At 44.9% G+C, this 13669-nt stretch carries 12 protein-coding genes; 8 read left to right on the plus strand and 4 right to left on the minus strand.

Annotation, left to right across the window (positions count from 1 at the left end):
* Nucleotides 1-243 precede the first annotated feature (243 nt).
* The 4 genes from KSP24_RS18075 to KSP24_RS18085 all read left to right on the plus strand — a co-directional run bounded on the left by KSP24_RS18075 (nucleotide 244) and on the right by KSP24_RS18085 (nucleotide 3955).
* Nucleotides 244-1590: a cytochrome ubiquinol oxidase subunit I gene (locus KSP24_RS18075; protein ID WP_013373071.1), complete on the plus strand. Its 1347-nt coding sequence runs from the start codon at nucleotides 244-246 to the stop codon at nucleotides 1588-1590.
* Complete coding sequence (locus KSP24_RS18080) at nucleotides 1587-2618, plus strand: cytochrome d ubiquinol oxidase subunit II (protein WP_025674833.1); 1032 nt, start codon at nucleotides 1587-1589, stop codon at nucleotides 2616-2618. Before KSP24_RS18075 ends, KSP24_RS18080 begins: the two co-directional genes overlap by 4 nt.
* Before the next feature lie 6 nt (nucleotides 2619-2624).
* Complete coding sequence (gene cydS, locus KSP24_RS25730; protein ID WP_014278118.1) at nucleotides 2625-2735, plus strand: cytochrome bd oxidase small subunit CydS family protein; 111 nt, start codon at nucleotides 2625-2627, stop codon at nucleotides 2733-2735.
* A gap of 209 nt (nucleotides 2736-2944) precedes the next feature.
* The gene (locus KSP24_RS18085; protein WP_216976128.1) at nucleotides 2945-3955 is read left to right on the plus strand and encodes an MBL fold metallo-hydrolase; all 1011 of its coding nucleotides are present in this window, start codon (nucleotides 2945-2947) and stop codon (nucleotides 3953-3955) included.
* Between the two features lie 116 nt (nucleotides 3956-4071).
* Here KSP24_RS18085 and isdG read toward each other — a convergent pair whose 3' ends face one another.
* Genes isdG through KSP24_RS18105 form a run of 4 tightly spaced genes read right to left on the minus strand, consistent with a single transcriptional unit; the run spans nucleotide 4072 to nucleotide 7200 of the window.
* Nucleotides 4072-4422: a heme oxygenase gene (isdG, locus tag KSP24_RS18090; protein ID WP_025674837.1), complete on the minus strand. Its 351-nt coding sequence runs from the start codon at nucleotides 4420-4422 to the stop codon at nucleotides 4072-4074.
* A gap of 1 nt (nucleotide 4423) precedes the next feature.
* On the minus strand, nucleotides 4424-5215 hold the full coding sequence (locus KSP24_RS18095) for an ABC transporter ATP-binding protein (RefSeq protein ID WP_216976130.1): 792 nt from the start codon (nucleotides 5213-5215) through the stop codon (nucleotides 4424-4426).
* On the minus strand, nucleotides 5212-6210 hold the full coding sequence (locus KSP24_RS18100; protein WP_216976132.1) for a FecCD family ABC transporter permease: 999 nt from the start codon (nucleotides 6208-6210) through the stop codon (nucleotides 5212-5214). Before KSP24_RS18100 ends, KSP24_RS18095 begins: the two co-directional genes overlap by 4 nt.
* A gap of 9 nt (nucleotides 6211-6219) precedes the next feature.
* Nucleotides 6220-7200, minus strand: coding sequence for an ABC transporter substrate-binding protein (locus KSP24_RS18105; protein WP_216976134.1), 981 nt, complete (start codon nucleotides 7198-7200; stop codon nucleotides 6220-6222).
* 398 nt (nucleotides 7201-7598) lie between these two features.
* On the opposite strand from KSP24_RS18105, the gene isdC reads away from it, so the two are divergent.
* The 4 genes from isdC to KSP24_RS18125 all read left to right on the plus strand — a co-directional run bounded on the left by isdC (nucleotide 7599) and on the right by KSP24_RS18125 (nucleotide 13642).
* Nucleotides 7599-8114, plus strand: a complete 516-nt coding sequence (gene isdC / locus KSP24_RS18110) for a heme uptake protein IsdC (protein ID WP_216976136.1) — start codon at nucleotides 7599-7601, stop codon at nucleotides 8112-8114.
* A 72-nt stretch (nucleotides 8115-8186) separates the two neighbouring features.
* Nucleotides 8187-8654, plus strand: coding sequence for an NEAT domain-containing protein (locus tag KSP24_RS18115; protein ID WP_013373063.1), 468 nt, complete (start codon nucleotides 8187-8189; stop codon nucleotides 8652-8654).
* Nucleotides 8655-8686: 32 nt separating this feature from the next.
* Nucleotides 8687-9184 (plus strand): NEAT domain-containing protein, encoded by a 498-nt coding sequence (locus KSP24_RS18120; RefSeq protein ID WP_040102878.1) that lies wholly within the window; start codon nucleotides 8687-8689, stop codon nucleotides 9182-9184.
* Nucleotides 9185-9283: 99 nt separating this feature from the next.
* Nucleotides 9284-13642 (plus strand): NEAT domain-containing protein, encoded by a 4359-nt coding sequence (locus KSP24_RS18125; protein ID WP_216976138.1) that lies wholly within the window; start codon nucleotides 9284-9286, stop codon nucleotides 13640-13642.
* Nucleotides 13643-13669: the final 27 nt, after the last annotated feature.

The following is a 13669-nucleotide window of genomic DNA, read 5'->3' on the forward strand; positions in this document are numbered from 1 at the left end:
AAAAATCAGCTGAATGAACCAAACTGTGAGTAGGTTACCAAATTGCGCCAATAGATAAGTGAAGGAGGCGTTCCTATGTTCCGCAAGCAGGAAAGAACGCTCATTATTGTATGTATAGTAATTGCGGCCATTATGCTATATGCCGTAATTAAAAGCATAGCTCGCTTGACTCCCTAGTTGGTAATCAAGAGTGATTTCGAAGTTTTCCCTATTAAAAATGTGAAATGAAGGAGTGAAACCCATTTGTCTTCACTGGACCCTGTATTGCTAAGCCGGATGCTGACCGGGATTACCCTGTTTGTTCATATCGTATTTGCATCCATCGGCGTTGGTGTACCTTTAATGATTGCACTTGCAGAATGGCGCGGGCTGCGAACCGGTGATCCGCATTATACACTACTGGCCCGGAGATGGGCGCGAGGGTTTGTCATCACTGTTGCCGTGGGTGTCGTTACAGGCACCTCCATTGGTCTTCAGCTCAGCTTGCTTTGGCCTACCTTTATGCGGGTGGCTGGACAAGCGATTGCACTGCCCCTGTTTTTAGAGACGTTTGCTTTTTTTATCGAAGCAATATTCCTAGGCATCTACTTGTATACTTGGGATCGGTTTAAAAGTAAATATTTTCACTTAATGTTGCTCATCCCGGTAGCGATTGCCTCGTCTGCATCAGCGGTTTTTATTACGACTGTGAACTCGTTCATGAACCAACCTCAAGGCTTTACACTCAAAAATGGAGTCATGACCAATATTCATCCCATCGAGGCTATGCTAAACCCTGCCACGCCGACCAAAGTGTCTCATGTACTGGCTTCCTCGTATACATTGAGCGCAGGGGTGCTGATGGGGCTGGCTGCTTACAGCATGCTGCGGGGGCGTAACCACCCTTATTTTAAAAAGGCGCTGAAGCTGACGGCCACCTGTACCATTGTGTTTGCCATCAGTACAGTGATGATAGGAGACGCATCAGGTAAATTTCTGGCCAAATATCAGCCGGAGAAGCTGGCTGCCGCCGAATGGCATTTTGATACGATGACGCACGCCCCCTTTGTATATGGTGGCTTTATGGATGAAAACGGTGAAATCAAATATGCCTTGAAAGTGCCTTATGCACTTAGTGTGTTGGCCGGAAATTTGCCTAGTACGGAGGTTAAGGGGTTAAATGACTATCCGGTGGAGGAGCGTCCGCCGCTGTCTATTCATTATATGTTTGACCTCAAGATCACCACAGGAGTACTAATTCTCGTCATCCCACTGCTATATCTGATCCGCAAGCGTTTGCCAGGTCGCAAACCCTACCCCAGATGGCTACTGTTAGCGCTCATTCTGGTCGGACCGATGGCGATGGTAGCTATTGAGCTGGGCTGGATGTTTGCGGAGGTCGGCAGACAGCCGTGGATTTTACGCGGATATATGAAGGTGTCCGAAGCAGCAACTACTTCTACAAGTGTTGGGTGGATGCTAGTGTTGTTTGTTATTTTGTATCTGGTGTTGTGCTTCTCGGCCATCAAGGTACTCAGCAAACTATTCCGTAATAAGGATGCCGTGGAAGAGATAAGACAGCTGGGCCTGGAAGGGGCTGAAGGCAAGTGAACTATGAAATTGTAGGCATCGCCATTTTGTGGACCTTCCTGTTTGGATATTTGCTTGTGGCATCCATTGATTTTGGTGCAGGCTTTTTCAGCTTTTACAGTGTGCTGACAGGCCACCAGAACAAAATCCACAATATCATTCAACGGTATCTGTCTCCAGTATGGGAGGTTACGAACGTATTTCTCATCTTTTTTGTGGTGGGATTGAACGGTTTTTTCCCGGATGCAGCTTATTACTATGGGACGGCGTTACTCGTTCCCGGTAGTATTGCAATCGTGCTGCTCGCGATCCGGGGAGTATATTATGCTTACAATACGTATGGGCATTCGGGTAAAAATAATATCGTCTACATGGCGTTGTACGGTGCGACTGGATTACTGATTCCCGCGGCACTGTCGACGGTCCTCGCTATTTCGGAAGGCGGCATTATTTTGGAAAATAGCACAGGTGTTCATCTCCAATGGGGTCAGCTATTAAGCAACCCTTACACGTGGGCGGTTATTATTCTGGCGCTGGTGAGTGTATTGTATATATCGGCGATGTTTTTGTGTTTTTATGCCAAAAGGGCAGGGGACAAGGTCGCTTTCGAAATTGTACGAGGGTACGCGTTGCTCTGGAGTGCTCCTACGATTTTGGCGAGTTTGTTCGCATTTTTTCAGATTAACAAACAAAATCCGGACCATTTTGCCAATATGCTCAGTATGGCCTGGATGTTTGTCGCATCCTTCATATGCTTTGTGGGGGCAGTTTATCTGGTCTGGCAGCGGCGCCATTTGGGTCTTTCCTTTATCCTGGTGATGCTGCAATTTGCATTTGCCTGGTATGGCTATGGCCGGTCACATCTTCCGTATGTTCTGTATCCCTACATTAATGTATATGACAGCTTTACGAACTCTACGATGGCATATGCATTGATTACGGCGTTTGTTGCGGGTCTGCTAGTGCTGATTCCTTCGCTGATCCTGATATTGAGATTGTTCCTGTTCGATGCAAAGTATGTACGAGGACAAGCGGGAAAGAAAGGGTGAGTTAGAGTGGTTGCTTTCGAGCATTTTACGATCATGTATGAGTCGCCGATCATTATCGTGGTGGCGATTGTGTTTTTGTTCATTTATTCGGCACGCTTTAAGAACCCACAGGACTGACAATAACATGTGGAGCAGGCCTTCTGATAGACCCGGGAGGTCTGTTTTTGCTGTATTATCGCAGAATTTCCTTTACAGATGTGATTGAATTATACTTTACATATATCAGGATGTTGCATCATTTCATGTTCACATTTGAGTGACAATATATAGTTAAATTGAACCGTTGTGTTTTTGGAGAACGGGTCTGTCAGGGAGGGGGCTGCATCATGCCTAAAGTGCGTTTTAACAATATGGATCATGTAAATACCGATAAAACCATCAAGCAATTCAGACAATGGCGACAGGAGCGACGCAGCAAAATAAAGGATTATACGTTCGTTGTGCCAAACCATCCCCCGGAGCTGGAGTTCCTGCATCATAATCGGGAAATGGCGACGGCGACATGGGTGGGCCATTCCACCTTTTTTATTCAGTATCTTGGGCTGAATATTGTCACTGATCCGGTGTGGGCAGAGCGTATGGCTTTTGATAAAAGGCTGGCTCCACCCGGCATTCGCATTCAGGATGTGCCACCACTGGATATCATTCTGCTATCACATTCGCATTATGATCATTTACATTTGGCATCGTTGCGGAAGTTATATCGTGCAGACACATTGATGCTCGTACCCTCGGGGTTAAAGTCGAAAATGATCCGCAAAGGCTTTCGCAACTGCCATGAGCTGCAATGGTGGGAGCATTTTACGGTAGGCGGGGTGCGGATTACATTTGTTCCGGCACAGCACTGGACACGGCGTACGCCGTTTGATACCAATACTTCGCATTGGGGTGGATACGTTCTGCAAAGTGAGCAGCAGGTGATTGGTTCTGCCACGTCTGTTGCAGGCTCAGATGCTCATGCAGAATCCGATTCAGCGGAGGCACCTACGTTGTATTTTGTGGGAGATACCGGATATTTCCGTGGGTTTAAGGAGATTGGCGAGCGCTTTGCCATTGATCTGACCTTTATGCCGATTGGCGCGTATGAACCGGAATGGTTCATGACCTCACAGCATGTGACACCGGAAGAGGCGTTGCAAGGCTTTGTGGATTGCGGCGCAGATCAGATGATCCCGATGCATTATGGAGCCTTTAAGCTGGCGGACGATACGCCGAGAGAGGCGCTGGATCGTCTCGAAGTAGAGCGAGAGCGCTTGGGGATTGCAAAGGAACGCATCCATGTACTGGGGCACGGAGAGACGCTAAAAATTGGGCGCCGTTGCTCAACCAGAATCTGAGGGATTCAATAAAATACGTATATAAGAGGATTTTGCAAAAATCCAATAAGCGGCCCAGCGGACAATTAATATTGTCTGCCGAGCCGCTTTTTTTAGTTCTATGCTACCGTTCAGAATTAAACGGCTTCGATCTCACTCGCCAAAGAGGAGTCATTGTTCGCAATGGGATGACGAACGATTTTAACCTCATAGAACGTGATTTTATTTTCAATAATATAGTCTGGAATTTGACGATGGTTGTGGGATTCACGGAACGCTTCACTTTTCGTCCAGCCTTGGAAGTTCTCTTTTTCCTTCCAGCGTGTGCTAATCGTTACTTCCTCATAATCCTTCGTGTTTTCCGTCAGCAGCACTTCCAGACCGAGGAAGCCTTCCATCTTTTCAACCTGTCCTTCTTTGTTAAATCTTTCGATGAGCAAATGGGCATTGCCTGGTGTGATTTTAGATGTGTTTGTAACGATAACCATATTAAATTCCTCCTGAATGATGTGGTATGGTCGGTATAATAACCGGATAGCCATCCTCAAATTTGATGGTAGCGTTCATTTCATAAATGTCGCGAAGAAAAGCAGACGTCAAAATCTGACGGGGTTCGCCAGCAACGGCGATTCGTCCCCTTTTAAGCGCAATCATATGATGACAATAGGCCGCAGCTTGCTGCAAATCATGCAGTACCATAACAATCGTCAAGCCGGACTCGTGATTAATACGCCGCAGCATATCCATAACTTCAAATTGGTGGGCGATATCCAGAAAAGTGGTCGGTTCATCGAGCAAAAGAATACCCGTTTGTTGGGCCAAGACCATTGCAATTCGCGCTTTTTGTTGTTCACCTCCCGATAGAGTATGGAACATCCGATCTGCATAGGGCTGAATGCCCGTGATTTCCATGACATGGTCGATAATTTGCTGATCTTGTCTGGTAGGTCGTGTCCTCAAGCCCTTGGCATGAGGAGATCTTCCATAAGCGACCAGCTCATGAACCGTTAATAACGGCAGCATATCCTTCATTTGCGGCAGCATTGTAATCGTCTGAGCCAAATCACGCCGCTTGTATTCCTCCACGGGCTTGCCCAGTACAGAAACCTTGCCCTGGTCCTGCTTGAGCAGCCGGGTCAAAATCCGCAAAAGCGTAGACTTGCCTGAGCCGTTGGGACCGACAATGGCGGTGAGCTGGCCAGCGGGCAAGGTAATGTTCACATCGTCCAGCTGGAAATATCCGCGTTGTAAGGAGAGATGCTCACCCTGAATGGCTGTCATCCGAAATTCCCTCGTTTCTTGAGCAGGATTAAGAAGAACGGTGCCCCAATGACGGCCAGCAAAATACCGACAGGCAGCTCAATCGGGTCAAACCAAGAGCGTGCGACTGTATCCGCTAGGACAACCAGTGTTCCACCGCCCACAATGGAAAGGGGGAGGAGGAAACGATAATCTTCCCCGATGAGTAGCCTTATAACATGGGGAACGACCAGTCCTACGAACCCGATCAGCCCGGCTACACTGACCGCTGTGCCGGCGAGCAGGGCAGAGAGCAAGATAATGAGCATCCGTTGAAGCTCTACCCGCTGGCCTAGCAACTGTGCTGAATCGTCGCCCAGCAGCAGCAAATTCGCAGGCTTAATCGCAAACAAAGAGGCGATTAAGCCAATGATAGCATAAGGAGCCATGAACTCCAGATGATGCCAGCTGCGTCCATTTAACCCGCCAGATAGCCAAGGAAGTACTGCCTGTACGCGGTCGCTGTACATGACCATCACGCCGTTGGTGAGCGCGCCCAACAACGCGTTGATCGCAACGCCAGCCAGCACAATTTTGACAGGGGAAGCCCCTCGGTCCCAAGCCAGCAGGTAAATGACGATCGCACTCAGAAAGGCTCCCAAAAAGGCGGTTACCGGAAGAAGGTAACTAAGCTGTGGAAGCATCACCATCGTAATAACGGCAGCAAGTCCACCTCCAGCCGATACACCAATAATGCCTGGGTCAGCCAATGGATTTTTCATGACGCCTTGAAGAAGTGCTCCTGAAGCTGCGAGACAAGCGCCTACCAATAAACCTACCAATACTCTGGGGAGTCGGAGATCCATTAGGATCGTGCGATATGTGGATTCATCATTATGTAGCAAAATCTGATTGATTTCTTGAAGTGGAATCGACACCGAACCGTAGGCCAGACCGTACACAGAGACGGCTAGCAATAAGAACGGAAGGGTAATCCAGGCGATGGTGCGTCTTCTGGCGCGTTGTAGTTTGTTCATCGCCATCGCCTATTTCGCCGGATATAGCTTTTGGTGCATCAAATCCAGCGCTTTAGTGACCCGTGTCCCTGGATTTGTCCCGAACAAATCTGAAGGTAAAACCTCGACCTGGCTGTTTTGGACTGCCCGGATTCCGTTCCAAGCTGCATTTTCCTGCATTTCTTTTATAAATGCGGCTTTAACCTCTTCCGTATTGCCATGGGTCATGATGAAGATGTAGTCAGGGTCAGCCTGTACGATGCGTTCTGTGTTCAACTGCGCATATTGCGGGAAATTTTGCAGGCCCGGAAAATCAGCGGCGATATTGGAACCACCTGCAACTTCCAAAATGTTTCCGCCTAGAGAATTCGGCAGCGCTGCCATGTACGTGGCCGGGGCTCCGTAAACCAGCAACACCTTCGGTTTGGAAGTAGAGGCTGTTTCTTTTTGCAGCTTGGCTACTTGCTGGTCAATTTGTTGGTTCAGCTTTACGGCCCCGTCCTGCTTTTGCAGTAATTGTCCGAACAGCGTAATTTGTGACTGGATATCCTTAACTGAATTAGCCCCAGTCAGCAGCAGCTGTGAACCGACTCCTTCAATGGCTGGGATGTCTTTTTCATTCATAGGATAATTGCCTAGTACGACATCCGGTTTGAGCATCGTAATTTTCTCCAGATCTACTTCATGAGTGGAACCTATTTGCTGAACGTTTTCAGCAGCAGGTACGACGGAAGGTCCATTGGAGTTGGACCTGCCCACGGCTGTCCCGCCCAATGCGTAAATAATATCCAGATCGCCATTACTGAGCGCAACGATATGTTGAGGGACCTTTTGAAACGCCAACGTCCGTTTTGAGAAATCAGTAACTTGAATCGTCGCGCCGCTTGTCGTGCTTGAAGTGGTAGATACGGAAGCACTGACTGGTTTGTGATCTGCGGTCGAGGTACCATTACTACATCCGGTAACTGCCAATAAAAGCGCTGCGGATGACCACAACACATAAGATTTCATGTTATTCCTCCTGCAATTTTCAAGTTAAACAATAATGATAATCATTTTCATTTATGTATAAGAGAATGATAATGAATATCACTGAGGATTGTCAATTGAAAAAAGCAAATTTTTAAATAAATTTTGAACTAAAAATAAAAGAGAGTCATTCGAATTATAGAAGAAGGAACTACAAATTTTTATTAAAAAATAGCATATATCAAGGGATTACGTACACACAAATACATATTGACATTTTCGAAAAGTGTAAGATATATTGGTGATGGGTTTACTTGATTTTGCGAAATTATGGAATAGAGAGGTGGGGAGACAAGCTCGAAAAGAGCTATTTTTTTTAAATCATCAATTGAGAATGATAATCAATTAGTTTATTCTCGTGGGGAGGGACTGCTGTCAAAATGAAGAAGGGGTATTCTGCAATTATTGCTGTGTTTCTGCTGGTGAGTGTGCTGAGCTTTTGGCCAACTTCGTCATCTGTAGGAGCCGCTGCGGCTTCTCCAAAATTGGCGGATGGTACATACACGCTCAAATACAATATTCTCAAGGCAGAAAATGATTCGGTATCCATGGCTAATGATTATTTTGAAAAACCAGCTAAGTTGTATGTAAAGAAAGGTCAAATGACCATGCAAATTAAGCTGAATCATAGCGAATGGACAACCGGGTTTAAAGTGGATTATAAAGGCAAAATCATCGATACCGAAGTCATCCAAAAGGATGCCAAAACCGATACTCGCACCGTGCAATTTCCAATTGCGAGTATCAACAGCCCGTTGATCTCTAAAATTCATGTTACTGTCCCTGCATACAATTACGATCATGACTATACGATCCGCTTCGCTTTTGATTCCAAAAGCATCAAAAAAGTTGCAGCCGTCCAGTCAGCGAAATCAGCCAAATCTTCCAAAAAGTAAATTCAGGCTATCTTTATCGTTCATAAAATCAACATAAATTCAAGCATAAAAAATGAAGGAGTGTGTGTAGATATGAATATGGTAATGAATCGCTTTGAGCAATTTTCTTTCAAGAAGGTATTCGTAGCATTGATCATGACAGCACTTGTTTTTGCACTGATGGCTCCACTCTCTGCTAAAGCAGCAGCAGCCGACGGCACTTATAACGTAGATTATACCGTTCTGAAGGATCAAACCAATGAAACTTCTCGATTAGACAGCTATCTGACAAAGCCTGCTCAGGTTACGGTAGCCAATGGCAAAAATGTCGTTCGTCTGACTGTGAAAAGCAGCAATCTGATTACAGCGTTCAAAGTAGAGCAAAATGGCGTACTGCAAGATGCGACTGTAGTCAGCACAAATACGGCGAACAACACTCGTGTAGTGGAATTCGAAGTAGCTGACCTGAATGCAAAAGTAAATGCTTACGCTGAAATCACAATCCCAGTAGTTAACTACACAGGCAAGTACGATGTACAACTGCAATTCGACGAAATCTAATCCAAAATAAAACGTAAAAGGAGATTGAAAACATGAACATGATTATGAATCGTATGGAGAAGTTGTCTCTGAAAAAAGTAATGCTCACTGTATTGATGGCTGCGCTTGTTTTTGTGGTACTAGCCCCATTCTCAGCTAATCAAGCGAACGCGGCTTTGCCTAATGGAACGTATCAATTGCCTTATACCGTTTATAAGGATGGAACCACTCAGCCATCTTACATGGATACCAATGGTTATGTGAAAAAACCAGCTACACTGATTGTTACGAATGGTCAATACAAAGTGCGTGTAGCTATTACCAAAAGTGCTTGGGTTACTGAATTTAAAACTCAACAAAACGGTCAGTATGTGAATGCGACTGTGGTCAGCACATCCGGCGATACAAGAATAGTTGAATTCCCGGTAACTAGCTCGTCTCAAAAATTGAATGTCAAACTGCATGTAAGCGTACCTAAAGAATACACTGGCGGTATTCCTTACGATCACGACTATGTTGTTCAGTTCCAATTCGACGACAGCGATATCTAAGGGTTTCTTTTTGAAAATATGATTTTGAATTGAATACTCATTTGGAGCTCAGTTCCAGAGCTCCAAATGAGTATATTTTAAGTAGGGGGATACATCACCTTGAAAAGCCGATTTAACAAATATATTACGACATTCGCTGCTATTCTAATGTTGTTTTCTTTATTTTCACCATACGCAGGAGCAACACCCGAGGGTGAATCCACTTCGTCGAATTTGCCTGACTCAAGCACTACAGTGACTAGTGCTACGTATGCTACTTATGAGTATCCGGTAGAACTGCCCGGTCCATATGTTGAGCCTACCCATGCTATAACTACTACTGAAGCGACTTATGCAGATGGAGAATACCTGATTGATTATAAGCCTTTACGAAAGACAGTCAGCGGAAGCACCAAGGACTCGAGTTTTAAAACAAACTATACCTATCCTGGAGACTTGATCATTAAAGATGGAAAATACCATTTTTCATTTAAATTTGCGGAGGCTCAAGGACTTTCGAAATTTTTAGTAGAACAAAACGGGGAAACGGTTCCCGCCAAAATAGAAGTAGATTCCGGAAAAGCTTCGGGAACTGTTAGCTTCGATGTTTATGATTTTCATCAAAATGTAAATACAGAGTTTGGATTTAACAGCAGTTCTCCATGGTATGTAGATACCGATCCAGACCGTTCAGTGAAGGAATGGATTGAGTTTGATCCTTCCAGTTTGAGACTTAAAAACTCAACGGAGAATCCAACCGTTCCACCAGTGACACCGCCGGTAACGCCTCCTAGCACAGGAGAAAAATTAGCTGATTTGGACTTTACCCTCTTGAAAGATGGAACAGATGAAAAGTCTATGATGGATGGGTATACAGAGAAACCAGGCTCACTAATAGAGCGTGGAGGTAAACAATATGCCCGGTTTACATTAAAGAATAGCAAGCAAATTGATGGCTTCAAAGTAGAGCAAAATGGAGTTTTAACCGATACCTCTATTGTAAGTGAAGATCAAAATGCGAATACACGAGTTATCGAGTTTGAAGTAAAAGAACTGCCAGCCAAGCTGAACGCATGGGTGAGCATCAACTGGCCTGAGCTTAGCTACGTGCATACTTATAATGTAGATCTTCAGCTGTCTTCTGTACCTGTACCAACAACTTTGGCGGATGGAACGTACGCTATTAACTTTAATACCCTGCACGCAACTAAAGATCAGCCATCAGCCATGGCGCAATATCTGTTGTCTCCAGCGACTTTGACAGTAGCGAAAGGACAAAAAGAAGTTTCTTTCACCATTAAAGACAGCACTACTGTAACAGAATTCAAAACAGAGCAAAACGGGACACTTACGGATGCAGATATTGTAAGTGAGGACAAGACAGTCAATACGCGTGTTGTGAAATTCAAAGTAGCCGATTTGGACGCGATTTTGAATGCACAGGTACATGTGAGTACGACTTATCCAGGTGGGGTTTATGAGATGGATCATAAACTTCGTCTTCAGTTCGATAAAAATAGTATCACAGAAAATGGAACCTCTCCGGAAACAAAATCCAATCTGGACTTCACTCTTTTGAAGGATGGAACGAATGAAAAGTCTATGATAGATGGGTATACAGAGAAACCAGGCACCTTGATTGAACGTAATGGCAAGAAGTATGTCCGTTTTACCTTGAAAAACAGTAAGCAAATTGACGGCTTTAAGGTAGAGCAAAACGGAGTATTAACTAATGTTGCTACAGTAAGTGAAGACAAAACTGCAAATACACGAGTTATTGAATTCGAGGTTAAAGAAATACCTGCTAAGTTAAGCGCATGGGTAAGCATCAACTGGCCTGAGCTGGGCTACGTGCATACTTATAATGTAGATCTTCAATTGGCATCTGTGCCCACATCACCTAGCTTGGCGGATGGAACGTATTCTATTAACTTTAACACCCTGTACGCAACCAAAGATCAGCCATCAACCATGGCACAATATCTGTTGTCTCCAGCGACTTTGACGGTATTGAAGGGACAAAAAGAAGTTTCTTTCACCATTAAAGACAGCACTACTGTAACAGAATTCAAAACAGAGCAAAACGGGACACTTACGGATGCAGATATTGTAAGTGAGGATAAGACAGCCAATACGCGTGTTGTGAAATTCAAAGTAGCCGATTTGGATGCAATTTTGAATGCACAAGTGCATGTGAGCACCACCTATCCAGGTGGGGTTTATGAGATGGATCATAAGCTTCGTCTTCAATTTGATAAAAACAGCATTACGAATGCTCCAACCCCGGTTGATCCTGGGACGCCAGGCACGCCCGGAAAGAATTTAGCTGATGGAACGTATTCGATCAATTTCGATGCGCTGCACGCAACCAAAGATCAAAAATCGGCCATGGCGCAATATTTATTATCTCCGGCCACGCTGACGGTATCAAAAGGCAAGTATGAAGCCTCCTTTACCATCAAAGACAGCACCACCGTGACAGAGTTTAAAACAGAACAAAACGGAACGTTGGCAGATGCAGATATCGTAAGTGAGGACAAGAATGCTAATACACGTGTTGTGAAATTCAAAGTAGCCGATTTGGACGCTATTCTGAATGCACAGGTCCATGTGAGCACCACCTATCCAGGTGGGGTTTATGAGATGGATCATAAGCTTCGTCTTCAATTTGACCGCAGCAGCATTACAGCTAAGGGACCGGATAACGGAACCACAACCCCAGTTGAAAATGGCAGATACAGCATTGATTTCTCCGTACTCAAAAACGGAAGCAATGAAATATCTGTGATGGATGGGTATATGCAAAAGCCAGCTACACTGTTAAAACAGTCTGGTAAAAATATCATTCAAATTAAAATGGACAAGAGCAGCTGGATTAAAACGTTTAAAGTAAATGGTTCTGAAGCTCAGGTGGTTGAACAGTCCACCTCTGCAGATACAAGAACAGTACAATTTGAAGTGCCTAATCTTTCAGATAAAGTTACAGTGAACACGCATGTCATCGTACCTGGATTGGATTTGGGTGGCATCCCTTACGACCACGTATATGGTGTGCAGTTCCAATTCGAGCCTGCTACCATTCGCAGCTTTGTGGAGCCTACTTCTTCAGGGGCAGCTGATCCTATCGTTAAATTGGATTTCGACAAGCTTGCCAATGGTAAATATGCATTGAAATTCAGCATTGTGCTGCCAGATGGTGTCACAGGATCTGATTCTCCGGCTCAACGCTTCATCACTAATGAACCAGCGCAATTGGTCGTGGAAGGCGACAAACGGTTTGTAGGTCTGAAGCTGCAAAACAGTAATGAAGTTAAGGCGCTGCGCATTTGGGATAACGCAAGTGGAGGTTATCAGGATGCAGAAGTGACCCGGGAAGATGCAGCAAGTAATACGAAGGACGTTCGTTTCAGTGTGAGTGACTTTAAGAACAACGTAAAAGGTCAACTGGTTGTCTACGAAGCTCCTAAAGTGGCAAGTAGCGCGCCGATGGTTTTCAAGGCGGAGGATCGAGTAGAAAAGGTATATGATTTTGAATTTAAATTCGATACCAGTAATGTATCTTATCACAACGAAACCAAAGCAGACAAAGTAGAACAGGGGAAAAATAACTTAGCCGATGGAGAGTACACTGCGAACTTCCGTGTGCTTGCGAACGGAACGGACAAGGATTCTTTGGTGGCTCCATTTGTACAGAGTCTGGCGAAGTTGATTGTGAAAAATGGTAAGGTCCAGGCCCATGTAACCGTAACGGACAATCAGGCTTTGAAATTATTCCAAACGGACTTTGAGGGCCGTTATGCTAATCCAACGATTGTGGCTTCCGACACAAAAGGGGATACACACACAATTGCCTTCGAAGTACCTGATCTGGATAAAAAGCTGAGTGTGTACACACAGGTATATCTGCCTGAGAAGTACATTTTTAATGAGAAATTCGGCGGACAGATTCAATTTGACCGTGCGTCACTTAAAGGTGAGGGAGTTAATGCAGCAACAACTGCAACCGCTACTGAACCGACAGCAGCTTCTACGGACAAAGCAGCAGAAACGACCACACCGGTAGCTGAAGCAAAACCAGCAGTTGAGCAACCAGTTCAAACGGCTTCCGAGAAGCAATACACGATCAATTACAACGTATTTAAAGACAAAACAAATGAAGCGTCCGTTATGGATGGTTATCTCGATAAACCAGCCACATTGATTGAAAAGGGAGACAAGCGTTATATCCAAGTCTCTTTGAAAAACAGCTCTTGGATGCCAACCCTACAAGTGGAGCAAAACGGTACCCTAAAAGATGTGGAAGTGATCTCGACATCCGGTGATACACGTATCGTCCAATTTGAGGTAGGGGACTTGTCCCAGAAAATCAGTGCTTACACACACGTCATTGTGCCTGGTTTGGTCCTTGGCGGAGTACCATATGATCACTGGTATACGGTTCAGTTCCAATTTGATGAAGCAAGCCTAAAGGTGAAATAACCTCAGGTTATGACATCAATAAAGCCT

It is taken from the genome of Paenibacillus sp. AK121 (assembly GCF_019042715.1).
GTDB lineage: Bacteria > Bacillota > Bacilli > Paenibacillales > Paenibacillaceae > Paenibacillus > Paenibacillus polymyxa_C.

What these genes read in the sequence shown, in the direction of transcription:
- isdG (WP_025674837.1), bottom strand. Translation starts at nt 4,422, where the DNA reads ATGGTTATCGTTACAAACACATCTAAAATCACACCAGGCAATGCCCAT.
- KSP24_RS18120 (WP_040102878.1), top strand. Translation starts at nt 8,687, where the DNA reads ATGAACATGATTATGAATCGTATGGAGAAGTTGTCTCTGAAAAAAGTA.
- KSP24_RS18095 (WP_216976130.1), bottom strand. Translation starts at nt 5,215, where the DNA reads ATGACAGCCATTCAGGGTGAGCATCTCTCCTTACAACGCGGATATTTC.
- KSP24_RS18100 (WP_216976132.1), bottom strand. Translation starts at nt 6,210, where the DNA reads ATGAACAAACTACAACGCGCCAGAAGACGCACCATCGCCTGGATTACC.
- KSP24_RS18105 (WP_216976134.1), bottom strand. Translation starts at nt 7,200, where the DNA reads ATGAAATCTTATGTGTTGTGGTCATCCGCAGCGCTTTTATTGGCAGTT.
- KSP24_RS18085 (WP_216976128.1), top strand. Translation starts at nt 2,945, where the DNA reads ATGCCTAAAGTGCGTTTTAACAATATGGATCATGTAAATACCGATAAA.
- isdC (WP_216976136.1), top strand. Translation starts at nt 7,599, where the DNA reads ATGAAGAAGGGGTATTCTGCAATTATTGCTGTGTTTCTGCTGGTGAGT.
- KSP24_RS18115 (WP_013373063.1), top strand. Translation starts at nt 8,187, where the DNA reads ATGAATATGGTAATGAATCGCTTTGAGCAATTTTCTTTCAAGAAGGTA.